Here is a 22,453-nt window from a genome sequence, read left to right on the forward strand (position 1 = left end):
GACTTCGAATTATTTAAACATGAATAATCTCCTCTTCAATCAGCAAATCTTCCCGTCTTAATCTCAAGAAAATCTGTGCTACGGCAATGGTATCCTTTTCACAATAGGTCACGATGCGGTCAATGTCTTTGTCCACATAAAAAACATGTCCTACCTGACTGCCATCGATATCACCTTTTGGCGAAGGGATTCCAAGTACTTTACACATCAATTTTAAAGAAGTATAGTGTTTATAATCCCCAAATTTCCATAATTCCAAGGTATCCAAATGTGGAATTTCCCATGGTTTTTTTCCAAATAAGTTGAGTTTGTTGGGAATGGCAATTTGGTTAATAATCATTCGTCGTGCCAAGAAAGGAATATCGAATTCCTTAGCATTGTGACCACACAAAACATGTTGCGGCTGATTGAAATGATTGTTCAGCAAGGCATTAAAATCCAATAATATTTTCTTTTCTGCTCCAAAAAAAGAAGTCACCCGAAAATTCCGAATATCGCCTTTGATAGTAAAATAACCCACGGAGATACAAACGATTTTCCCAAATTCGGCCCAGATTCCCGCACGGTCATAGAAATCCTCGGGTGAGTATTCGTCTTTACGTTGGTATAAAGTTTTGTGTTCCCAAAGATCTTTCATTTCAGAATCCAATTCATTAAAATCTTCGGCTTCCGGAACAGTTTCTATATCAAGAAACAAAATGTTGTTTAGATTGATTTTTTCTATCATTTTTTAATACAGATTGCACCAATTTGCACAGATTAACGCTCACAAAAAAGTAGTTACAAGATAAAAATAGTGATTTTTAATTACTAAAAAAACAATCCGTGTTAATCTGTGAAATTTGTGTTTGCTTTGTTCAAAATAAACTTTTCTGATTACTAGGATTTTCGTGTTCCAACAACCATTTTTTTCGCCATAATCCGCCCGCATATCCTGTTAATGAACCATCCGAACCAATGACTCTGTGACAGGGAACGACAATCCAAAGCGGGTTTTTCCCGTTAGCAGAAGCGACGGCTCGAATCGCTTTGACATCGCCAAGTTTTTTAGACAAATCCATATAACTACACGTTTTTCCAAATGGAATATCCAGTAATCCCTTCCAGACTTTTTGTTGGAATTCAGTGCCTTTTGGATTTAATTTAAAATTAAAAGTGGTTCGTTTCCCCTCAAAATATTCGTTGAGTTGTCTAACGGCTTGCTGTAAAACAGCAGGAATTGTGTTAGAAATTTCACCTTCATCAGCAACTGAAATTCCGGATATTCCGTTTTCATCACCTATTATTGCTGCAATTCCTAAAGGCGTTTTGATATAGGTTGTTTCCATATTTTAAAGATAAAAAAATTAACCACATTGTTCTTAAAGAAGTAACAAAGCGCAGAAAAAAATAAATATCAGAACGTTTTAGTCAAAAAAAAACCATTCGCAGAGACGAATGGTTCTTGTATTTTAGCCCCGATAGCAGCGGCATCCTTTATGTTTTTTCTTTAAAAACATAAAGATACAGCGTAGAGCGGGATTAGCTTCTGAAAAATATCAGGATTATTACAAGTTTGAATAAACATAAGCTTCTAAACCTTTTAATTCTTCGTCAGACATAGCTTTTGTAATAACAAAATTTGCTTTCATGATTTCATATTGGCTTGGATCAACAATTGGTTCCCCTTCACCTTTTAGAAATGCTACCATATCAGCATTTTTATCTTTGTATATTTTAGCAATATCCTGCAAGCTTGGCCCTATCACTTTTTTATCCACTTGGTGACAAGCAACACAGTTTCCTTTTCCTTGAAAAATGGATTCTCCAAGCTCTTCTGGCGATTGTACCTCGGCAGCCATTCCCTCAGAGACAACTGCTTCCTCTTGTTTTCCAAAGGACTCTTCCTCTTTACCTTTGCAAGATAAAGCTAAAAAAACCAGCCCTATAACTACTATTTTTTTCATAATATAAATATTTATTGCAACAAAGTTAAGTCAATAATAATTCTTAAATAATGACATTTATCATTTTACGGAAAGAGACTAGCCTTTTTTTATTTATTTAAAAGTATAGCGGCTTCCTTAGCAAAATAAGTTGAAATTAGACTTGCTCCAGCACGTTTGATACACATTAATTGTTCCATCATGATATTATCGTGATCAAGCCAGCCTCTTTCGGCAGCCGCTTTAATCATTGCATATTCGCCTGAAACTTGGTATACGGCTACTGGCACATTTACGGCATTTTTAACCTCACGAACGATGTCTAAATAAGCAATACCTGGTTTTACCATCACCATATCAGCGCCTTCTTCTACGTCCCATAATGCCTCTTTTATGGCTTCAATGCGATTAGCATAATCCATCTGATAGGTCTTTTTGTCTTTTGGAATATCAATGGCATCAACAGGCGCACTATCTAACGCATCACGAAAAGGCCCGTAAAATGCAGATGCATATTTAGCAGAATAACTCATAATCCCCACGTTTTGAAAACCAGCAGTATCTAATCCTTCACGCAAACGCAACACGCGTCCATCCATCATATCTGACGGAGCCACAAAATCAGCTCCTGCTTGCGCATGCGAAACGGCCATTTTTACCAAAGCATGAACGGTTGAATCATTTTCTATCTCACCATTAGAAATGATGCCGTCGTGCCCAAAAACGGAGTATGGATCTAAAGCAACATCGGGCATTACAATCATTTCTGGACATGCAGTTTTTATGGCTCTAATAGCATTTTGCATTAATCCTTTTGGATTCCAAGCTTCCAATCCGGTATTATCCTTTAAATTTTCACTGACTTTCACGTAAATATTAACTGCCCGTATACCTAACGCAAATAATTCTTTAATTTCTTCGACGGTTAAATCGATTGATCGACGGAATATTCCTGGCATCGATGTGATTTCTACTTTTACATTTTCGCCTTCAGCAATGAACATTGGGAACATAAAATCTGCTGGACTTAAACTCGTTTCACGAACTAAACTTCTGATTGATTCGTTCGTTCTTAATCTTCTACCTCTTTGTAATGGAAACATATGATTTATGATTTTAGATTAGCGATTGCTGATTTATGATTTAAAACGAATTGATGATGACAGAAAATCTGACCTGAGCGACAGCGAAATGGCGAAGCAAATCAAAAATCGCTAATCATCAATCTGCAATCCAACTTTTTGGGTTTTCTAATACGTTTACTAATTTTTCTTCTTCGCTTCCGGCTTCTGCATGATGGTCGTAAACCCATTGCACATGTGGTGGTAAACTCATGAGTATACTTTCTATTCTTCCGTTGGTTTTTAAACCAAATAAAGTGCCTTTGTCGTGTACTAAATTAAACTCGACATAGCGACCGCGACGGATTTCCTGCCAAGTTCTATTCTCTGCTGTATGTGGTAAATCTTTTCTTTTTTCTACAATTGGCACATAGGCCTCTAGGAAACTATTTCCAACTTCGGTTACAAAGTTATACCAATCTCGTATTGATATTTCTGGTGTTGCTTTACAATAATCAAAGAACAATCCACCAATTCCGCGTGCCTCATTTCTATGAGCGTTCCAAAAATAAACGTCACATTGTTCCTTAAATTTGGGATAAAACTCAGGATTATGCTTGTCACAGGCCGTTTTGCAGGTCTGATGAAAATGAACTGCATCTTCTTCAAAAAGATAATAAGGTGTTAGATCTTGTCCTCCCCCAAACCATTGCTGGATTACTTTTCCGTTTTCATCGTACATTTCGAAATAGCGCCAATTAGCATGAACGGTTGGTACCATTGGATTTTTAGGATGCAACACTAAACTCAGTCCACAGGCAAAAAAATCAGCTTCGCCTACATTGAACATTTTTTGCATAGCCTCTGGCAATTTCCCGTGTACTTCTGAAATATTAACGCCTCCTTTTTCGAAAATTTTTCCGTTCTCTATTACTCGTGTTCGTCCGCCACCACCTTCGGGACGTTCCCAAAGATCTTCCCGGAATTTGGCTTGAACTTCAACAGCTTCTAATCCTTTACAGATTTGGTCCTGAAGGTTTTGTATGTAGGTGTAAAATTGTTGTTTCATTATAAATTAGTTTTCAGTAACGATTTTCAGCTACAAAAATGGAAGCTGAAAACTGTAACTGTGACTGACTACTGATTGTATTCCTTAACTGCATCAATAAATGCTTTTGCGTGATCTACGGGAATGTTTGGTAAAATTCCGTGACCTAGATTCACTATATATTTGTCCTTTCCGAACTCGTCAATCATTTCATGTACCATTTTCTTAATTACTGGAATTGGGGATAATAATCTGGATGGATCAAAATTTCCTTGCAAAGTAATGTTTCCGCCAGACAAATACCTTGCGTTTCGTGGCGAACATGTCCAATCAACTCCTAAGGCAGAAGCTCTACTTTTTCCCATTTCGCCAAGGGCAAACCAGCATCCTTTTCCAAAAACAATTACATGAGTTTCATCTGCCAGAGCTTCAATGATTTGATTGATATATTTCCAAGAAAACTCTTGATAATCAACCGGAGATAGCATTCCGCCCCAAGAGTCAAAAATTTGAACGGCATCTACTCCCGCTTTCACTTTCTCTTTTAAATATAAAATGGTAGTATCCGTAATCTTCTGCAATAAAACATGCGCTGCTTCTGGATGTGAAAAACAAAAGCCTTTGGCCATATCAAAACTTTTAGAACCTTTTCCTTCTACTGCATAACAAAAAATAGTCCATGGAGAACCAGCAAAGCCAATCAATGGTACCTCATCATTTAGCATTTCTTTAGTCAATTTGATTGCGTCAAAAACGTAACCTAAAGTTTCATTAACATCCGGGACAATAACTTTCTCTACATCTTGAATCGTACGAATAGGATTTGGTAAAAATGGTCCAAAATTTTCTTTCATCAACACTTCAATTCCCATGGCTTGTGGCACCACTAAAATATCCGAAAACAAAATTGCCACATCAGGAGCAATACTACGAATTGGCATTACGGTAATTTCTGCAGCTAATTCTGGGGTTTGACAGCGTGTAAAAAAATCATATTTATCGCGTAAAGCACGGAATTCAGGTAAAAATCTTCCAGCTTGACGCATCATCCAAACTGGCGGGCGTTCTACTGTTTCCCCTCTTAATGCTTTTAAAAATAGGTCGTTTTTAAGCCCCTTAACTCCCGAAGGTAGAATTTGATTATCGTTCATTTTTATTTTGCTTTATGACTCTTTTGTGTCGTCTAATTTTAGGTGTATTATTATTTGTGCCAGTCCATATTTCCCCTCAAGGGCTTAAGGAGCTATATAATATTCAATAACTTCCAAAATCACCTCTTCGACAGTCGGTGTTTCGGCAATTACAATATTTTTAATTTTCTTTGTTTCTAATGCTGCTGCTGTAGTTGTACCCACACAAAAGCAAACTTCATTCTTGATTTTGTTATTGGTAAAATAACTTTCAACGGCAGATGGACTAAAAAACAAAATTCCATCAAAATTTTCTTGATCCGATATTTTGAAAGGTGCAAGAGTTGTTTGATAAACTTCGATTTCGTTAAAAATTATTCCTACATTTTTTAATGCTTCAGGCAAAGTCTCTTTACGCATATTTCCACTCAAAAAAGTATAACTTTCTTTGTTATAAATTAAAGTGATAATTTCAGCTAATTCGGAGGCGTAATCCAAATAAACATCTACTGTAAAACCATGTAATTCAAGTAATTCCTTAGTTTTGATACCAACACAAAAAACAGGTTTTGTTTTTAAAACTTCCCAACCGCTTTGTTCTATCAAACTTAAAACAGCATTTTGACTGCTAAATATTAAGTTGTTGTTGATCGTCTTCAGGTCAAAATGGTTATTTTTAATTTCGATGAAATCTTGTTCTAAAAGATCAAAATTTGCATCAAGAAATACTTGCCTTTGTTCTGCCGACAATGTTTTGGTTGATAAAATGCTTTTTTGAGTCATTATTTTTTCAAATTAATTTTAATTTCTGTCATCAATTCTGCTCCACCAGTATCTAAAATTTCTTTGGCACAGTAAAAGCCTAATTTCTTCCATTCTTGCATAGGCACCGTTCTTTCTATTTCAATTTTTTGTTTTCCATCAATAGAAAACAAAACACCTTTAAAGAATATGTCGTCTTCTACAAAAACTGCTAAAGCACCAATTGGAGCTGTACAACCTCCTTCGAGTGTTTTTAAGAATTGTCTTTCAATATGCGTACACACTTCGGTATCAATATCATTAAGATTGCTTAGCGCTTGTCTGGAAAATTCATCAGCCACCATAGCAACAACGACCATGGCACCTTGAGCAGGTGCTGGAATCATCCAGTCCAAATCAATATAATTTGATGGTTTTAAGTTGATTCTTTCTAATCCTGCTGCTGCAAAAATGGCTCCGTTCCAATCACTATTTTGCAGTTTCTGCATTCTCGTGTTAACGTTTCCGCGCAAATCTACAGCCTTATGAGTAGGATATTTATTGAGCCATTGTGCCTGACGACGCAAACTGCCTGTGGCTATGACACCTTCTACCTCAAGAAAATCGAGGTTTCCTTTGTGTACTAATATATCTAAAGTAGTGGCTCTTTCAAGAACAGCCGCTTGGACTATTCCTTTTGGCAAAGCTGTAGGAACATCTTTCATGGAATGCACGGCAATATCTACCTGACCATTGATCATGGCAATATCTAGTGTTTTTGTAAAAATCCCCGTAATTCCTAATTCGTAAAGAGGTATATCCAGAATAATATCCCCTTGAGCTTTGACTGCTATAATTTCAGTTTTGTACCCTAAATCATTTAGCTTTTTTTCGACGGTGTGGGCTTGCCAAAGTGCGAGCTCGCTATCTCGGGTTCCAATGCGTATTGTTTTATCTGCCATTTTTACTTTTTGCAAATGCCGTAAAACATTTGATTTTTAACACTGAATTATTGCTTTTTGACCTTTTTAGAAACCAAGTTCTTTAAACTTTATGTTTACCCCTCGGCTAAAATTTAAAAATACTTATTTACAAATGGTCTCAATGATTTGATTGTTGCCATTATTTTGTAGCAACTCCTATTTTGAAAACTTTTTCAATCCATTCAATACTTTCATCCACCATTGTTGTATCATCTTTCAAGTGATTGGCAAAGTGCGTTGTAATTTTTTGGATAATTCTATTGCTTATTATTTCGGCTTGTTCTTCATTGAAGTTTGAAATTTTCTTACTTTGAAAATCTAATTCGGATGTTTTTATCGCATTCAATTTTGCTTTCAAAGCGTTGATTGTGGGTGCAAACTTTCTTCCTTTGGTCCACGCCATAAATTCTTCTTTTATTTCTTCAATGATGGCTTCAGCAGCAGGAATATGTTTTTTTCTATTTTCCAGAGTTTCGTCTGTCAATTGGGACAAATAATCCATGTGAATTAGCGTAACACCATCTAATTCGGTTACATTTTCATTCACGTTTTTTGGTATTGATAAATCCAAAATCATCATTGGTTTTTTCAAATTCAAAATTGCTTTGTCAATAGTTGGATTTTGTGCACCGGTCGCCACTACAACAACATCTGCTTTTTGGAGTTCCAAATGTAGTTCTGAATAATCTTTTACAATAAGATTTAATTTTCCGGCTAATTTTTCTGCTTTTTCTTTTGTTCTATTTATTAAGGTTATGTGTTCGTTTTTAGTATGTTTTACTAAATTTTCGCAGGTGTTTCGACCAATTTTACCAGTACCAAATAATAGAATATTTTTGTTTCCAATGTCTTGCACATTGTTAATAATATAACGAACTGCAGCAAAAGAAACGGAGGTAGCACCAGAGCTAATTTCGGTATCTGTTTTGATTTTTTTACTGGCTTGTATAACAGCGTTCACCAACCGTTCCATAAAAGCATTGGCTAAACCCAACGATTTTGACTGGAAGAACGAATTTCTTATTTGTGAAATGATTTCAAAATCACCAAGAATCTGACTGTCTAATCCAGTTCCTACACGAAACATGTGACTGATAGCCTCTTGATTTTTATAGACAAAACCTACTTTTTGAAAAGCTTCAACAGACCCTTGGCTATTCTCACAAATTAATTTTATTAATTGAAACGGATGCTCTGCGTACCCGTATATTTCTGTACGGTTACAGGTAGAAGTGACTATTAAACTCTCTATTCCTTCATTCTTAGCTTGTTCTAATACTCGCGTTTTTGCAGCGGTATCTAAACTAAACTTACCCCTTATCTCAGCATCTGCTTTTTTGTAACTTAATCCAACGGAGTAAAAATAGTGATGCTTTGATGTGTTATTGTTTTCCATATTTGCACTTTTCAAGAAAGTGAAACAAAATTAGAACTATAGTATTTATAAAAGTAACGCTAGAAGTACTTTTTGTATCGCTATGTGATTTTTTGTTTTTAAAGTGTTGTTTTACTATAAAAACCCCTATTTTTGTAGAAGATAGGGGTTCTTTTACCTAGTCTATTTAGAGTGTTTCTAAATAGAACGAATTGATAATTATCATTTTTACACTAAAAAAACATCGCTATGAGTTCTCAAGAAATTATAAAAATTGAAGATGACTTTACCCTAATTCGATTTCAGAACGACGGCACTGATGTGTTTCAAGTCCAACATGAAGTAAGTAGCGGATTAATTCAATTTCATTTTGGATTAAAAGGAAATGCAAAATTTATCTTTAATCAAGGGAATTATGCTCTAGAATTAAAAGAAGAAAAGTCTTTACTATTATACAATCCACAAAAAGAATTGCCTTTAAACTTAGAATTAGCTGCAAATTCCTGGGTGATTTCAGTTATTATTTCAATCAAAAAATTCCATGCTTTGTTTTCGACAGAAGCGGACTATATTACGTTTTTGAGTGCCGATAATAAAGATAAAAAATATTATAACGAAGGAAATATCAGTCCTTCGATGGCTATTGTACTATCACAGTTATTTCACTACAGCTTGCATCCGTCAATAAAAAACTTATATTATAGGGGAAAAGGATATGAATTATTGAGTTTGTATTTCAATAGAACCGAAGACCCAAATGCAGAACAATGTCCGTTTTTGATAGATGAAGACAATGTAATCAAAATTAAAAAAGCTAAAGAAATCATCATTGCTAATATGGCTGAACCACCAGGATTACAAGAATTAGCTGATGAGATAGGTTTAAATTTAAAGAAACTAAAAATGGGTTTCAAACAAATTTATGGTGATACCGTTTATGGATTTCTATTTGACTATAAAATGGATTTTGCTCGAAAATTACTCGACAGCGGTTCTTATAATGTCAACGAAGTTGGATTAAAAATTGGGTACAGCACCGGAAGTCATTTTATTGCTGCATTCAAAAAGAAATTTGCCACCACACCAAAGAAATATTTGATGTCAATTAATCCAAATATGCAATAAAGAATTGATTTCTTATATTGAACAATAAATAAAAAATAGTTAATCGCAAGGTATAAAAAGTAAGTTTCTTTACTTTTGTAGCAAGATTCCTCATTCTTCAAACACGAGGGTTTACCCGAACTGGCGAAGCAATGACAGTAATGAAAAAAACATATAATTTATGAAAGGTGTATTATTAGTTAATTTAGGTTCTCCAGAAAGTCCAACTGCTAAAGATGTTAAGCCATATTTAGATGAATTTTTAATGGATAAATACGTTATCGACGTTCCGTTTTTGTTACGGGCATTATTAGTTCGAGGAATAATTTTGCAAACGCGACCTAAAAAATCAGCCGCTGCCTATGCAAGAATCTGGTGGGACGAAGGATCTCCGCTTGTAGTTATTTCTAAAAGAATGCACAAAAAAGTTCAAAAATTAGTTGATGTTCCAGTTTCTTTAGCAATGCGTTACGGAAACCCGTCTTTATTATCTGGTTTACAAGAACTACACGACAAAGGCGTCAATGAAGTACTTCTTTTTCCGTTGTATCCGCAACATGCAATGGCTTCCACAACGACCATTATAGAACTAGCAGAAGAACACCGTAAAAAATATTTTCCAGAAATGAAATTTACAATAGTTCCTGCTTTTTACAATAAACCAGACTATTTACAAAACCTAGCGGACTCGATCAAAGGACACTTAGAGGGATATAATTATGATCACTTATTATTTTCATACCACGGAATCCCAGAGCGTCACATTCGTAAGACTGACATCACTAAATCACATTGCAAAATTGATGGATCCTGCTGCAATACGCCTTCGCCTGCACACGAATTTTGTTACCGTCATCAATGTTATGAAACTACTAAGCAAGTAGTAAAATTACTGGGAATACCCGAAGGAAAATATAGCCAAACCTTTCAATCGCGTTTAGCGGGTGATAAGTGGCTGACGCCATATACTGACTTAGAAGTAAACAAAATGCCTAAAAAAGGAATCAAAAACCTTGCTGTTGTAACGCCTGCTTTTGTGTCAGATTGTCTGGAAACACTTGAGGAAATTGCCATGGAAGCCAGTCATGAATTCAAAGTTCACGGCGGAGAAAACTTCAAAGCGGTTCCTTGTTTAAATGATGGTGACGACTGGTGCAAAACGGTAAGTACTTGGATTTCAAATTGGTCAAATGCTGGATCATCCACAAAAAAAGAAATTAATTCCGAAAAAACAATTGCCTAAATGGCTGTATCTGCCGATGAGTTAGGAACGCAAGACATTAAAAAACTCTTGATAAAACAAGCAGTTCCATCGTCTATTGGAATTTTATTCATGTCAGTTAATATATTAATTGACACGATATTTGTTGGTCAATGGATTGGCTCCTTGGCAATTGCCGCGGTAACTATTGTATTGCCCATCACTTTTTTAATTTCCTCTTTAGGAATGGCGATTGGTGTGGGTGGAGGTTCAGTACTTTCAAGAGCACTTGGAGCCAACCACAAGGAAAAAGCGTTACAAACCTTTGGAAACCAAATCATTCTGACTTTTTTGTTAGCATCTGTTTTTGTACTATTTGGTCTTTTTTTTAGCGACGAAATGCTTCTTCTTTTTGGTGCAAAAGGAGCGATAGTTGAACCCGCAAAAGAATTTTTCTTTCCCATCATTATAAGTGTGCCCTTTTTAGCACTTTGTATGATGGGAAACAACGTGATCCGCGCCGAGGGGAAGGCAAAGTTTGCCATGGTCGCTATGATTATTCCCGCTTTTGTGAATATCGCATTGGATATTGTTTTTATAAAATATCTAGATTTGGGCATGTTTGGTGCTGCTTTGGCTACAGCCATATCCTATTTCATGTGTTTTTTATTCGTTTTTTGGTTTTTTTATTTCAAAAGCGAATTACACCTGAAAGCAAGACATTTTAGATTCAAGTTACCGCTTGTAAAAGAAATCGCTGCTTTGAGCTTTGTAACTTTTTCAAGACAAGGAGTTGTTAGTATTTTAGCCATAATCTTGAATCATACTTTGTACATGTATGGCGGGGAACATTCGGTTGCAATTTATGGAATTATAAGCCGAATGTTAATGTTTGCACTGTTTCCAATTCTGGGAATTACACAAGGATTTCTGCCAATAGCAGGTTTCAACTACGGTGCAGGAAATTACGAAAGAGTTAGAGAAACCGTATTACTTTCGATAAAATATGCAGCGTTTTTAGCTAGTGTGATTTTTGTTATTATTTTGATTTTTGCTAGGCCTATTGTAGCTATTTTTACCACCGATCCGATTGTGATTGCCCAAACACCAGAAGCATTGCGATGGGTTTTTGCAGCTTCACCCATTATAGCGGTACAACTTATTGGAGCTGCCTATTTTCAGGCAACAGGCAAAGCAAAAAAAGCATTACTATTGACCTTAAGTAAACAAGGATTTTTCCTTATTCCGTTAGTGCTGATTCTACCAAATTTTTTAGGTATTTTTGGAGTTTGGATTGCATTTCCCATTGCCGATGTACTCTCAACAACATTAACCGGTTATTTTCTAAAAAAAGAAATGAACACAAAACTGACTCAAACAAGCGATGGAATACTATAATTACCTTAAATCCCTACACCTGATTTTTGTAATCACATGGTTTGCAGGATTATTTTACATTGTACGCCTGTTCGTATACCAAATTGAGGCAGCTCAAAAACCTTCGCCAGAGAAAGAAATTTTACAAAAACAATATAAAATAATGACATATCGCTTGTGGTATATTATCACTTGGCCCTCGGCAATTTTAGCGAGTATTTTTGCTTTTTGGATGTTGTTTTTTACAGATTTAGGCCAAACATGGCTAAAAATGCCTTGGATGCACGTTAAACTTGGCTTCGTATTTGCGTTGTATTTATACCATGCAAAATGCCAGCAAATATTCAAAGAATTACAAAACGATGAAGTAAAATACAGTACAAATTTTATGCGACTATGGAACGAAGGGACAACAATCATTCTTTTTGCTGTGGTTTTTTTAGTAATTTTAAAAAATGCATTCAACTGGATTTATGGTGTAATTGGCATATTTCTATTTGGTATTGTAATTATGCTTGGCTTTAAATTTTATAAAAAAATCAGAGAAAGAAATCAATCTTAATTATGTTTAAAAGTTTAAAAATATCCATACTTTCGCTACGACTCAGGATTTTCCTTTCGATGATTGTATTGATATTAATAGCCTCTGTTTTATTAGCTTCTATCTCTATTATTCAATTTAAAAATGAAGCCAAAGAATACCACCAAGAACGCTTAGAACGCAATGAGAATTCCGTTAAGGAACATATCAATTACGTACTCTCTACCACCACATACCCCCTGAATTCCGCGAATCTTAGTTTGATTTTTAAAGACAAGATCCATGAATTAGCCCACATTCATAATGCTGAAATAAACATCTATGGTCTGGACGGAAAATTATTAAAATCCTCCAAAGAATCTTTCTCCGTTGATAAAGTGGCTCCCCCAATTCCAAAATACATTTTAAAACTAGTAAGATCTTCTATCGAAAAAAGATATGTAGACATTAAGACTATTGATGGTAAAAAGAACCGCTCCGCTTTCAGCCAAATCAAAGATAATAAATTCAAACCTCTGGGAATACTCAATTTACCCTATGTTGAAGATGATGGTTATTATGAAAATGAGTTAAAAAGCTTCCTAATTCGTCTGGGGCAAGTATATGCCTTTATGCTTATTATTGCTTTTGCATTGGCTTATTTCCTTTCGTCATATATTACAAAATCACTAAAAACAATCTCAGATAAGTTAAGTGGAACGAGTTTGAATCAAAAAAACGAAAAAATTGTTCTCGAAGCCAATAGCAAAGAAATCAATCTATTGATTAATGCATATAACGGAATGGTAGATAAATTAGAAAAAAGTGCCATAAAATTAGCCCAAAGTGAGCGAGAAGAAGCGTGGCGCGAAATGGCCAAACAGGTCGCCCATGAAATCAAAAATCCGCTTACGCCAATGCGGTTAACCGTGCAAAGCTTTCAACGGAAATTTGATCCCACTGATCCCGCTGTAAAGCAAAAAATGAATGATTACTCCGAAACTTTAATCCAACAAATTGATACGATGAGTGCGGTGGCATCGGCTTTTTCTAACTTTGCATCCATGCCAGCACAACAAAACGAAACCTTAAACGTGGTGGAAGTAGTAGAACTTGCAATGGATATTTTCAATGAAGAATACATTGAATTTCAAAGTGATTCCCCTGAGATTATTTCAAAAATTGATAGAACACAACTGATAAGAATCATTACGAATCTGGCTAAAAATGCCATTCAATCCATTCCTGAGCAACAAGAAAAAAAATCTGTAATCGTCCGCATCCATAAAGCCTCAAACAACGTATTAATTACTGTTACAGATAATGGAATTGGTATTCAAAGCAAAGATATTGATTGCATATTTGAACCCAAATTTACCACTAAAAGCAGTGGAATGGGCCTTGGTCTTGGAATTATAAAAAACATCATCGAAAATTATAAAGGAACGATTACCTTTGAAACTGAATATGGAAAAGGGACCACTTTTACGGTTTCACTGCCTATTATTAACACCTAAAAATTATAATTATGACGTACACAAATATTTTAATTACCACTGAAAACAATATGGCAACGATTACCATTAATCGTCCTACGAAACTCAATGCGTTGAATGTTACCACTATTTCTGAACTACACGAAGCATTCAAAATAGCAGAAAAAGATACAGCTATTCGTGTAATTATTTTAACCGGAAGCGGTGAAAAAGCATTTGTAGCAGGAGCAGATATCTCTGAATTTGCTAGTTTTTCGATTGAAGAAGGAACACAACTGGCAGCAGAAGGACAAGAAAAATTATTTGATTTTATAGAGAATTTAAAAACTCCGGTAATTGCAGCAGTCAATGGGTTTGCATTGGGTGGCGGATTAGAATTAGCGATGGCTTGTCATTTCAGAGTGGCTTCAGAAAACGCAAAAATGGGATTGCCTGAAGTTTCGCTGGGCCTCATTCCGGGTTATGGAGGAACGCAGCGTTTGCCACAATTGATAGGAAAAGGGCGCGCCATGGAGATGATTATGACAGCAGGAATGGTAACAGCACAAGATGCTTACAGAACTGGATTAGTAAATCATGTAGTTCCAGAAGCCGAACTTTTAGACTACTGTGTCAGTGTTGCCCATAAAATAATAAAAAATTCTCCTTACGCTATTGGCAAAGCCATAAAAGCGGTCAATGCTAATTTTAAAGAAGGTGAAAACGGCTATAAAACAGAAATAAAAGCCTTTGGAAAATGTTTTGGAACCGAAGATTTTAAAGAAGGAACAACAGCATTTTTAGAAAAAAGAAAAGCAGTTTTTACTGGAAAATAGCACATCGTGTTATGCTACAATTAATCTGCATCGCAGACTTTTAAAATATTTAATACAATATCTAAAATATAATTATGTCCTTCCAACCTATATTTATTCAATTTTGGGAAAAAGTAAAAGAAAGCATTCAAAATGGCACTTACGCCAAATTAACTCTTGCTAAAACCATTGGCGATACGGAACTGAAAAACATCTACGTTCGTCCGGTTTTATCAGAAAGTGATGTATTCAGTCTTTCCGTTACGGCGCGTTACAAAACCGAAGAAATAGAAAGTTTTCATACTCTTGACGAAACTTTTATGGTATTAGCTCCGTTTATGAACAATCCATTTTTAACTGCCTTACTGTTTACAACGGAGAATGACATCACTTTTAAACTCAACAAAAAAAGAGTAGGAACCATTATTGAGCAGGCACCCACTTTTAAAAATGCTTCGGATGTGATTTTAGAAATGAAAGCGAAAGGAATTTAAAATTAGTGGTCAGTTTTTAGTGATCAGCTCATGGTTTATGTGTAAAACAAGACTGAAATCGATTTTTTTGGAGTACAGCAGTTCTATTTAAACTTCAATAAACTGAATACTAAAAACTGAACACTGCTAACTTACTTCTCCCCTTCCCATTCTGCATAAAACTGCGCCAAGAACCCTTCCATGTAACGGTGTCTTTCATGTGCAATTTGCTCTCCTGTCGCGGTATTCATTTTGTCTTTTAAAAGCAATAATTTTTCGTAAAAATGATTGAGCGTTGGAGAATCATTCTTCTTGTATTCTTCCTTGGTCATACTGGAATTTGGAGCAATTTTAGGGTCGTAGAGCGCTCTATTTTTAAATCCGCCATAGTTAAATGTTCTGGCAATTCCAATGGCGCCAATCGCATCTAGTCGATCTGCATCTTGTACCACATCTAATTCTATGGAAGAGAATTTCTTTTCGAAATTACCCCCTTTGTAGGAGATGTTTTCAATGATATTAACCACATGCGTAATGACTTCTTCGGCAACATTTTCTGATTCCAAAAACACTCTCGCTATTCTTGGCCCTACGGTTTCGTCACCGTCATAAAACTTACTATCAGCAATATCATGAAGCAAAGCACCCAGTTGAACCACCGTAGTATCACACCGTTCATTTTTTGAAATCAGAACAGCATTTTTACATACTCTTTCGATATGAAACCAGTCGTGTCCGCCTTCGGCATTTTTTAGCTTTTCTTTTACAAAAAGGATTGTTTTATTTATTAAATCGGTGTTAACCATTTTTTATAATATTTTAAAAAAAAGTTGAACTTCAAAGTTTTTCACTTCAAAATTCAACTTTTATAATTTGTATACGATTCAATTCTCTATCTTATTATTGCAGGTTCTACCCATTTAAAGATATGTGATTCTTGAGGAATTACCAATCTATCTGAAATTCGAGCCATTCTTCCTGGCAATTTCATCAAATAATCACGGGCTTTTTCTGCTTCATCAGTTAGGCCTGTAATTTTATCTATTTCCCATTTGTCAATTAATTTTTGCATGATGTCTACATAATCTGCTGCGGTGTATACACCAATTCGTTGTGCAGAATCCGAAAACTGCTCAAAAGCGGTACTGATTTTTTCACCGGATTCTCTTAAAAAATGAGCTGGCATAACGATTTTTGCTTTCATCATATATTGAAATGCAATCATCATTTCACTGGGATCGACCTGAAAAATACGGTTTACAAATTCACTGTACGCATGATGATGGCGCATCTCGTCACCAGCAATCATTTTACACATTTTAGATAATTTGTTATCCCCATATTTTTTTGCCATTTGCGCTACTCTGTTGTGAGAAACATAGGTTGCTAATTCCTGAAAACTAGTATACACAAAATTTTTGTATGGATCTCTTCCCGTTCCTATATCAAAACCATCGTTAATAAGATGTTGCGTGGTCATCTCTACTTCGCGCATGTTCACGCGACCTGATAAATACAAATATTTACTCAGCATGTCACCATGACGATTTTCTTCTCCGGTCCATTGTCTAATCCATTTAGACCAACCGTTTCGCTCTACGTTATCAATTCCTTCTACATCCATTAACCAAGATTCATAGGTAGGCAAAGCTTCTTCAGTAATGGTATCCCCTACTAAAGTTACCCAAAAATCATAAGGCAAATCTTTTGCAATTTCTCGCAACTCCTTGACCTCATCAAAAAAAGTATCACTTTGAGAATTTGGCAAAAAATCTGTTGGCTGCCATATTTTTTCTACTGGTATCAGATACTGATCGACAAAGCTATCTACGTTTTTTTCCAAAAACTGCATTACTTCTAATCGAATGTTTTTTATTGACATTTTCTATAAATTAAATTTTTATTCCTTGAACTACTGCTGCTTCCGTTTTCTCCATCAATTCCGCAAAATCATATTCATTTACTGCTAATGGCTTATGGACTACAAAGGTAAGGTGATTTCCTAAACCTAAAGGGAAAAAACCATATTTAACAATTTTCCAAGAATTGTTTATACTTATGGGAACCACGTATGCAGACGGCGCATATTTGCATAAAATTTTAAACCCGCTTTGGGCAAATTCCTTCGGTTGACCTGTTTTACTTCGCGTTCCTTCCGGAAAAATAACTGCTGAACGATTGTGTTTTTCAATATATTCTGCTAAATCCTTAATGGCCGGAATGGCTTGCTTGGGATCTTTACGATCAATTAATGCCGAGCCACCATGCCGTAAATTAAACGAAACGCTGGGAATACCGCTTCCCAATTCTTTCTTACTTACAAATTTACAATGAAAACGGCGAAAAAACCAAATCATAGCAATAATATCGTACATACTTTGATGATTGGACACAAAAATTAATGGTGTATTTTTAGGAATATTTTCTATGTTTTCAAATTGATACGAAGTTCCTAGCAGTCTGGTACATAAAACTAAAAAAAAGTTCAAATAATCAACACTTATTTTATGGGCTTGATAGCCAAAAACATGAAAGCAAACCCATTGAATTGGATGAAAAACAACCAAAGTAAGACCGAAACATAGATAATATATTACAGAAATTGGATACGAAATTAATTTTTCCATACTTTAAAAATTAGCGACAAAAATAGGAAATATATTTTTAGCCCAATTTTAAATACCAAACAATATAAGGACTCAACCTTTAATTGTAACTTTGCATGCCAAAACTCACATCCTTTTTTTTACTAGAATGAACTTCACTTACCCAAAAAACGAAAAGCTAAAAAGCAAAACCACTATTGGATTATTATTTACTGACGGAAAATCGGTATCTAAATATCCGTTGCGATTGGTATACAGAAAGGGTTCTTTTAACGAAAGTGAAAAAATAAAAATGGGCGTTTCCGTTTCCAAAAAAAATTTTAAGAAAGCCGTAGATCGTAATTATTTTAAAAGAGTGCTGCGCGAAACCTATCGCCTAAACAAGCATCTTTTGATTGACCACCTAGATCAGTCGTATTCGTTTATGTTTTTTTACCAAACAAAAGACCGTTTGACCTACGAGGAAATTAATATCAAAACTATTCAATTGTTTGAGAAATTTATTGCTCAAAATTGTAAAAAACCAGCATCAGAAAACGATTCTATTTCTGAAATTTAAATATTTTATCTACTCTAATTGGAACTACAACATCTTTAGATGTTCTACCGTATAATTAATTGGCTATTTATTGTTATTTTAGTGGTCTCAAATCTAGTTATTTAAACCTATGAACTTGTTCAAAAAAAAATTCATAATTCCCGTTATCGCTTCGGCATTTCTGTTTATTGGAAGCAGTTTCAAGGACGATTTTTTCGAAATAGCTAAGCAAATCGAGATATTCACCACGCTTTTTAAGGAATTAAATCGGAATTATGTTGATGAAACAAACCCTGGAGACTTAATGGATAAAGCAATCAAGGGAATGCTGGCTAATTTAGATCCGTACACCGTGTATTTTAACGAGCAAGATGTGGTGCGATTCAAGATAAACAATACTGGCGAGTATACTGGAATAGGCGCTTTATTGACTCGAAAAGAAGACAAGTTAATCGTCAAGGAACCGTATAAAGATTTTCCAGCCGATAAAGCGGGTTTAAAAGCCGGTGATGAAATCATTCAGGTGGGCGATGTACTTTTATCTGATTTTAAAGATGAGGCAACCCAGCTATTTAAGGGCACTAAAAATACGAAAATTGAGGTCAAATACATCCGTCAAGGAAAAGTAAATACAACACAGATTATTCTGGACGAAGTCGAAATTAGATCGGTCCCCTTTTTTGCAAAAATAGACGACAAAACGGGTTATATTGTATTATCCCATTTTAATAAAAAAGCATCATTAGAAACCAAAGAAGCTTTAGAACAACTCAAAAAAGACGGTGCTGAACGCATTATTCTGGATGTTAGAGATAATCCGGGTGGTCTCTTGAATGAAGCCGTAAATATTTGTAATTTATTTGTTCAAAAAAATGAAATTATTGTTACTACAAAATCAAAAATAGACAAACACAACAGCACGTATAAAACGACTAAAGATCCCGTAGATATTGAAATTCCTTTGATTATTCTTGTTAACGGCCGCAGCGCATCAGCATCAGAAATTGTGGCTGGCGCACTTCAGGATTTAGATCGCGCTGTAGTGATAGGCAGCCGCAGTTTTGGAAAAGGATTGGTACAAAGACCCGTAGATTTAACCTATGGAACACAACTTAAAGTAACTATTTCCCGCTATTATACACCTTCCGGAAGATGCATTCAAGCATTAGATTATTCTAGAAAAGACAAAAATGGTATGGCTATTAAAACTGAGGAAAAGAACTTCAACGCTTTTAAAACTCGAAAAGGCAGAACCGTTTATGACGGTGGAGGCATTCAACCAGACGTAGAACTGGAAGAAACTAAATCAAGTGCTATAACAAATGCTTTGCTTCGCAACGACGGTATTTTTAATTATGTCACCGCATATTATTATAAAAATCCGAACTTGGGAAACCAGATTCCGGTTATTTCTGATGCGGATTATTTAGAATTCAAACAATTCCTAAAAGCACAGAAATTCTCGTTTGACACGGAAACAGAATTGGCTTTGAAAAATACTTTGGCTGTAGCCAAAAAAGAAAAACTAGACGAATCGATTTTGGTGGAATACCAACAATTACTATCCGCCCTTCAGAAAAGCGAAAATGCCTTATTGGATAAAAACCAAAAAGAAATCAAAAATCTGATGGTTGATGAAATCATTAAACGCTACCAATATCAAGAAGGATTGTATCAGTATTACATCAAAAATAATTTAGAAATTAAGAAAGCAGCGACACTTTTAAATAACAATACAACGTACAAATCTATTTTGAAAATGTAATGAAAAAACTGTTTACCTCTATAGCGCTACTTCTTATTTCGAGCTTTTTAACAGCTCAGAAGTTACCTGTAGAAACGGTTTATTTTGAATTCGACAAATTCATCCTGCATGAAGATCAAATACAAGCTATAATTGCTTTTATAAAAAATACGGACACCACAGAAGTAGAATCGATACAAATTTATGGATATTGTGACGATCGAGGCGCCAACGATTATAATTATGAACTATCCAGAAACCGAGTAATTACTGTTCAAAACATACTTACGGCAAATGGTTTACATAAAAACAAAATTATTATTATTGAAGGAAAGGGTCGTGTAATTGTGCAAAAAGATACGGTGGAAAATCTTTCTGAAACCCGATCTAAAAACAGGCGTGTCGACTTGTTTCTTGTCAAGAAGAACAGTTTTGGAAAAGGTGTTTATAATTCATTTCAGGACAAGCATAAAGTAGGGGATCGTATTTATCTGGAAAATATCCTATTTGCGCTTGGTAGTAGCAAATTATCACAGAATTCCAGAAAAGAATTAGACATGATCGCACTGCTTTTGCAACAGCAAAAAACAATGGAATTTGAAATTATAGGCCACGTTTGCTGCACTCCACGTTATTACCAGGATGCCATAGATAAGGATACCCGAGAGCGCAAACTTTCTTTAAACCGGGCTAAAAACGTGTACAAATACTTGATTAATAAAGGCATAAACAGCCTTAGAATGCGTTACACCGGCAGTGGAAATAAGTTTCCTTTAGGTCAGGGAGAAGCATTAGATCGTAGAGTTGAGTTTTTAATTGTGAAGATCTAATTCTCCTTTTTTCATCTCAATGTGTGGGATGTCATCCTCGAGATACATTTCGCTAGTTTGTACAAATCCGTGGCTTTCATAGAATTTTTTTAGGTACAATTGTGCTCCAATAGTGATTTTGCTTTCGCCAAAATGATGCGCAATTCCAGCAATTGATTCCCGTATTAAATCATGTCCCCATTTCCTATCTCGGTACTTTACAGCAACAGCAACTCTGCCAATAGAGGCGTTATCAAAACTGATTCCCGGTTTAAACAACCTAGAATGCGCCACAATTTTACCCTCAAATTCCCCAATAAGATGCAGTGCTAGTTTGTCTTTACCATCTAGATCTAAATACACACAGTTTTGTTCTACCACAAAAACTTCGCTTCTTAATTGCAGCAAATCATATAACTCATCGACGGAAAGGTCTTTGAAAGCCTTTATATTCCATTTCAACATCTTTATTCTTTTAATTTTATTAGACTACAAATAAAGGAAATAAAACTATTTTTTCAAAACCACAACTGATTTTATAATCGCTTCTAATTCATGCATCAAGTCTCTTTTTTCTTTGGATGGTGCATAAGAAAATCCTTCTAGAACTAAGGCTCTGTCGTTCTCGTAGTCCAAAATGACATAATTGATAAAAGGACCCGACATAAAATCATTTTTTAATACCCACGTACCTTTTGTTTCATACGTTTCCTTGCCGTCCAGTTTGATCTTAAAGAAATAGGGCGAATAACTTTCTCCGGTAATCATCGCAGTATTATTTTCTTTTCCGCTAATATAAAGATTGCCAATAGAATCTCGCATTTTAATAATATTGGGGATCAGCTCCATGTTTTTGTTTGTGATAACGTTCAGAGGAACCTGATAAATCAACAAACTCGTACTGCCGCTTATGATTTCTTTTTTTAGCCAAATAAAGTGGGGTTTATGAAGAACGTATTGGTATGAAGAAGGAATATCAATCGAAATTTGGAATTTATTCTTGATAATTTTAGGATTAAGAACAGACTGTTTTATAATCCGTTGATTCTCGTAAATTTCAGTTTCTTTAATAATTTCGATTATTTTTGGTGTATTACGTTCTATTATTTCTAGAATATCCGCACTAGTTTTACCGGAAATATGAAATACATTTTGCGGTGATGCGTATTGATTTTTTTTGATTTCAAAATTGTTTTGAGCTTCTTTTTTGACTACTATGATCGTGCGGCTGTCCGTCATAAACCCTTCTAAAATTTTAGTAGGATATTGATTTATAGTAAAAAGTGGTTCTTCCTCGGGCAATCCTATTACAGCGTAGGCAAATTTATTTCGAATGCTGTCGCCAATCTCACCATTCCACAACTGATCGTCTATTATGACTGAAATAGTATTTATTTTTCCTGTTGTAGCACGGGGTTGAGGATCTTTTTTCTCGTTGCAAGAACCCAGCAATACGGTAATAGAAAGCAATAAAAAAAGGGCTTTATTCATTATATTTCAATTATAAAATAAAACCCAAATTTAGAGA

At 35.1% G+C, this 22,453-nt stretch carries 24 protein-coding genes; 10 read left to right on the top strand and 14 right to left on the bottom strand.

Annotation, left to right across the window (positions count from 1 at the left end; translation table 11 throughout):
- Positions 1–13 precede the first annotated feature (13 nt).
- The 9 genes from ACEN2F_RS05745 to hemA form a co-directional block, all read right to left on the bottom strand.
- Entirely contained in the window at positions 14–727 is a 714-nt protein-coding gene (locus ACEN2F_RS05745) for a 3'-5' exonuclease (protein WP_441736777.1), read from the bottom strand.
- Positions 728–857: 130 nt separating this feature from the next.
- Positions 858–1,328: a methylated-DNA--[protein]-cysteine S-methyltransferase gene (locus tag ACEN2F_RS05750; protein ID WP_441736778.1), complete on the bottom strand. Its 471-nt coding sequence runs from the start codon at positions 1,326–1,328 to the stop codon at positions 858–860.
- A 219-nt stretch (positions 1,329–1,547) separates the two neighbouring features.
- Complete coding sequence (locus ACEN2F_RS05755) at positions 1,548–1,946, bottom strand: c-type cytochrome (RefSeq protein ID WP_441736779.1); 399 nt, start codon at positions 1,944–1,946, stop codon at positions 1,548–1,550.
- A gap of 89 nt (positions 1,947–2,035) precedes the next feature.
- On the bottom strand, positions 2,036–3,028 hold the full coding sequence (hemB, locus tag ACEN2F_RS05760; protein ID WP_441736780.1) for a porphobilinogen synthase: 993 nt from the start codon (positions 3,026–3,028) through the stop codon (positions 2,036–2,038).
- A gap of 118 nt (positions 3,029–3,146) precedes the next feature.
- Positions 3,147–4,055, bottom strand: coding sequence for an oxygen-dependent coproporphyrinogen oxidase (gene hemF / locus ACEN2F_RS05765; protein ID WP_441736781.1), 909 nt, complete (start codon positions 4,053–4,055; stop codon positions 3,147–3,149).
- A gap of 68 nt (positions 4,056–4,123) precedes the next feature.
- Entirely contained in the window at positions 4,124–5,185 is a 1,062-nt protein-coding gene (hemE, locus tag ACEN2F_RS05770) for a uroporphyrinogen decarboxylase (protein WP_441736782.1), read from the bottom strand.
- Positions 5,186–5,269: 84 nt separating this feature from the next.
- A complete protein-coding gene (locus tag ACEN2F_RS05775) occupies positions 5,270–5,947 on the bottom strand; it encodes a uroporphyrinogen-III synthase (RefSeq protein WP_441736783.1) in 678 nt (225 codons plus the stop codon).
- Positions 5,947–6,867 carry a hydroxymethylbilane synthase gene (gene hemC / locus ACEN2F_RS05780; RefSeq protein WP_441736784.1) on the bottom strand — a complete coding sequence of 307 codons (921 nt, stop codon included), beginning with the start codon at positions 6,865–6,867 and terminating at the stop codon, positions 5,947–5,949. The genes ACEN2F_RS05775 and hemC overlap by 1 nt, the downstream gene beginning before the upstream one ends.
- Positions 6,868–7,027: 160 nt before the next feature.
- Positions 7,028–8,284: a glutamyl-tRNA reductase gene (gene hemA / locus ACEN2F_RS05785; RefSeq protein WP_441736785.1), complete on the bottom strand. Its 1,257-nt coding sequence runs from the start codon at positions 8,282–8,284 to the stop codon at positions 7,028–7,030.
- Between the two features lie 228 nt (positions 8,285–8,512).
- On the opposite strand from hemA, the gene ACEN2F_RS05790 reads away from it, so the two are divergent.
- The 7 genes from ACEN2F_RS05790 (at position 8,513) to ACEN2F_RS05820 (ending at position 15,249) form a co-directional block, all read left to right on the top strand.
- Positions 8,513–9,388, top strand: coding sequence for a helix-turn-helix transcriptional regulator (locus tag ACEN2F_RS05790; RefSeq protein WP_441736786.1), 876 nt, complete (start codon positions 8,513–8,515; stop codon positions 9,386–9,388).
- A 160-nt stretch (positions 9,389–9,548) separates the two neighbouring features.
- Positions 9,549–10,610, top strand: a complete 1,062-nt coding sequence (hemH, locus tag ACEN2F_RS05795) for a ferrochelatase (RefSeq protein WP_441736787.1) — start codon at positions 9,549–9,551, stop codon at positions 10,608–10,610.
- The gene (locus ACEN2F_RS05800; protein ID WP_441736788.1) at positions 10,611–11,966 is read left to right on the top strand and encodes an MATE family efflux transporter; all 1,356 of its coding nucleotides are present in this window, start codon (positions 10,611–10,613) and stop codon (positions 11,964–11,966) included.
- Entirely contained in the window at positions 11,953–12,507 is a 555-nt protein-coding gene (locus ACEN2F_RS05805) for a CopD family protein (protein ID WP_441736789.1), read from the top strand. Before ACEN2F_RS05800 ends, ACEN2F_RS05805 begins: the two co-directional genes overlap by 14 nt.
- A 59-nt stretch (positions 12,508–12,566) precedes the next feature.
- Positions 12,567–13,982 (top strand): sensor histidine kinase, encoded by a 1,416-nt coding sequence (locus ACEN2F_RS05810; protein WP_441736851.1) that lies wholly within the window; start codon positions 12,567–12,569, stop codon positions 13,980–13,982.
- An 11-nt stretch (positions 13,983–13,993) separates the two neighbouring features.
- Positions 13,994–14,776 carry an enoyl-CoA hydratase/isomerase family protein gene (locus tag ACEN2F_RS05815; RefSeq protein WP_441736790.1) on the top strand — a complete coding sequence of 261 codons (783 nt, stop codon included), beginning with the start codon at positions 13,994–13,996 and terminating at the stop codon, positions 14,774–14,776.
- Between the two features lie 74 nt (positions 14,777–14,850).
- On the top strand, positions 14,851–15,249 hold the full coding sequence (locus ACEN2F_RS05820; protein WP_441736791.1) for a hypothetical protein: 399 nt from the start codon (positions 14,851–14,853) through the stop codon (positions 15,247–15,249).
- Between the two features lie 131 nt (positions 15,250–15,380).
- Here ACEN2F_RS05820 and ACEN2F_RS05825 read toward each other — a convergent pair whose 3' ends face one another.
- The 3 genes from ACEN2F_RS05825 to ACEN2F_RS05835 form a co-directional block, all read right to left on the bottom strand.
- Entirely contained in the window at positions 15,381–16,034 is a 654-nt protein-coding gene (locus ACEN2F_RS05825; RefSeq protein ID WP_441736792.1) for an HD domain-containing protein, read from the bottom strand.
- A gap of 86 nt (positions 16,035–16,120) precedes the next feature.
- Positions 16,121–17,110: an acyl-ACP desaturase gene (locus tag ACEN2F_RS05830; RefSeq protein ID WP_441736793.1), complete on the bottom strand. Its 990-nt coding sequence runs from the start codon at positions 17,108–17,110 to the stop codon at positions 16,121–16,123.
- A 10-nt stretch (positions 17,111–17,120) separates the two neighbouring features.
- Positions 17,121–17,855 carry a lysophospholipid acyltransferase family protein gene (locus ACEN2F_RS05835; protein WP_441736794.1) on the bottom strand — a complete coding sequence of 245 codons (735 nt, stop codon included), beginning with the start codon at positions 17,853–17,855 and terminating at the stop codon, positions 17,121–17,123.
- A gap of 127 nt (positions 17,856–17,982) precedes the next feature.
- On the opposite strand from ACEN2F_RS05835, the gene rnpA reads away from it, so the two are divergent.
- The 3 genes from rnpA (at position 17,983) to ACEN2F_RS05850 (ending at position 20,946) form a co-directional block, all read left to right on the top strand.
- Positions 17,983–18,393: a ribonuclease P protein component gene (gene rnpA, locus ACEN2F_RS05840; protein ID WP_441736796.1), complete on the top strand. Its 411-nt coding sequence runs from the start codon at positions 17,983–17,985 to the stop codon at positions 18,391–18,393.
- A 109-nt stretch (positions 18,394–18,502) separates the two neighbouring features.
- Positions 18,503–20,137 (top strand): S41 family peptidase, encoded by a 1,635-nt coding sequence (locus ACEN2F_RS05845; RefSeq protein WP_441736798.1) that lies wholly within the window; start codon positions 18,503–18,505, stop codon positions 20,135–20,137.
- Positions 20,137–20,946, top strand: coding sequence for an OmpA family protein (locus tag ACEN2F_RS05850; protein WP_441736800.1), 810 nt, complete (start codon positions 20,137–20,139; stop codon positions 20,944–20,946). Before ACEN2F_RS05845 ends, ACEN2F_RS05850 begins: the two co-directional genes overlap by 1 nt.
- Here ACEN2F_RS05850 and ACEN2F_RS05855 read toward each other — a convergent pair.
- Both ACEN2F_RS05855 and ACEN2F_RS05860 read right to left on the bottom strand, forming a co-directional pair.
- The gene (locus tag ACEN2F_RS05855; protein ID WP_441736802.1) at positions 20,929–21,390 is read right to left on the bottom strand and encodes a GNAT family N-acetyltransferase; all 462 of its coding nucleotides are present in this window, start codon (positions 21,388–21,390) and stop codon (positions 20,929–20,931) included. The two genes, ACEN2F_RS05850 and ACEN2F_RS05855, sit on opposite strands and share 18 nt — an antisense overlap.
- 45 nt (positions 21,391–21,435) lie before the next feature.
- Positions 21,436–22,416 (bottom strand): DUF4837 family protein, encoded by a 981-nt coding sequence (locus tag ACEN2F_RS05860; protein WP_441736804.1) that lies wholly within the window; start codon positions 22,414–22,416, stop codon positions 21,436–21,438.
- Between the last annotated feature and the right edge of the window lie 37 nt (positions 22,417–22,453).

Source organism: Flavobacterium sp. W20_MBD1_R3, assembly GCF_052119725.1.
GTDB lineage: Bacteria > Bacteroidota > Bacteroidia > Flavobacteriales > Flavobacteriaceae > Flavobacterium.

Bases quoted from the DNA above. Each gene is read 5' to 3' on its own strand.
- ACEN2F_RS05825 (WP_441736792.1), bottom strand. From the start codon at position 16,034: ATGGTTAACACCGATTTAATAAATAAAACAATCCTTTTTGTAAAAGAA.
- ACEN2F_RS05800 (WP_441736788.1), top strand. From the start codon at position 10,611: ATGGCTGTATCTGCCGATGAGTTAGGAACGCAAGACATTAAAAAACTC.
- ACEN2F_RS05830 (WP_441736793.1), bottom strand. From the start codon at position 17,110: ATGTCAATAAAAAACATTCGATTAGAAGTAATGCAGTTTTTGGAAAAA.
- ACEN2F_RS05810 (WP_441736851.1), top strand. From the start codon at position 12,567: ATGATTGTATTGATATTAATAGCCTCTGTTTTATTAGCTTCTATCTCT.
- ACEN2F_RS05750 (WP_441736778.1), bottom strand. From the start codon at position 1,328: ATGGAAACAACCTATATCAAAACGCCTTTAGGAATTGCAGCAATAATA.
- hemH (WP_441736787.1), top strand. From the start codon at position 9,549: ATGAAAGGTGTATTATTAGTTAATTTAGGTTCTCCAGAAAGTCCAACT.
- ACEN2F_RS05860 (WP_441736804.1), bottom strand. From the start codon at position 22,416: ATGAATAAAGCCCTTTTTTTATTGCTTTCTATTACCGTATTGCTGGGT.
- ACEN2F_RS05775 (WP_441736783.1), bottom strand. From the start codon at position 5,947: ATGACTCAAAAAAGCATTTTATCAACCAAAACATTGTCGGCAGAACAA.
- hemB (WP_441736780.1), bottom strand. From the start codon at position 3,028: ATGTTTCCATTACAAAGAGGTAGAAGATTAAGAACGAACGAATCAATC.
- rnpA (WP_441736796.1), top strand. From the start codon at position 17,983: ATGAACTTCACTTACCCAAAAAACGAAAAGCTAAAAAGCAAAACCACT.
- hemA (WP_441736785.1), bottom strand. From the start codon at position 8,284: ATGGAAAACAATAACACATCAAAGCATCACTATTTTTACTCCGTTGGA.
- hemC (WP_441736784.1), bottom strand. From the start codon at position 6,867: ATGGCAGATAAAACAATACGCATTGGAACCCGAGATAGCGAGCTCGCA.
- ACEN2F_RS05820 (WP_441736791.1), top strand. From the start codon at position 14,851: ATGTCCTTCCAACCTATATTTATTCAATTTTGGGAAAAAGTAAAAGAA.
- hemE (WP_441736782.1), bottom strand. From the start codon at position 5,185: ATGAACGATAATCAAATTCTACCTTCGGGAGTTAAGGGGCTTAAAAAC.
- ACEN2F_RS05855 (WP_441736802.1), bottom strand. From the start codon at position 21,390: ATGTTGAAATGGAATATAAAGGCTTTCAAAGACCTTTCCGTCGATGAG.
- ACEN2F_RS05835 (WP_441736794.1), bottom strand. From the start codon at position 17,855: ATGGAAAAATTAATTTCGTATCCAATTTCTGTAATATATTATCTATGT.
- ACEN2F_RS05815 (WP_441736790.1), top strand. From the start codon at position 13,994: ATGACGTACACAAATATTTTAATTACCACTGAAAACAATATGGCAACG.
- ACEN2F_RS05805 (WP_441736789.1), top strand. From the start codon at position 11,953: ATGGAATACTATAATTACCTTAAATCCCTACACCTGATTTTTGTAATC.
- ACEN2F_RS05755 (WP_441736779.1), bottom strand. From the start codon at position 1,946: ATGAAAAAAATAGTAGTTATAGGGCTGGTTTTTTTAGCTTTATCTTGC.
- ACEN2F_RS05745 (WP_441736777.1), bottom strand. From the start codon at position 727: ATGATAGAAAAAATCAATCTAAACAACATTTTGTTTCTTGATATAGAA.
- hemF (WP_441736781.1), bottom strand. From the start codon at position 4,055: ATGAAACAACAATTTTACACCTACATACAAAACCTTCAGGACCAAATC.
- ACEN2F_RS05845 (WP_441736798.1), top strand. From the start codon at position 18,503: ATGAACTTGTTCAAAAAAAAATTCATAATTCCCGTTATCGCTTCGGCA.
- ACEN2F_RS05850 (WP_441736800.1), top strand. From the start codon at position 20,137: ATGAAAAAACTGTTTACCTCTATAGCGCTACTTCTTATTTCGAGCTTT.
- ACEN2F_RS05790 (WP_441736786.1), top strand. From the start codon at position 8,513: ATGAGTTCTCAAGAAATTATAAAAATTGAAGATGACTTTACCCTAATT.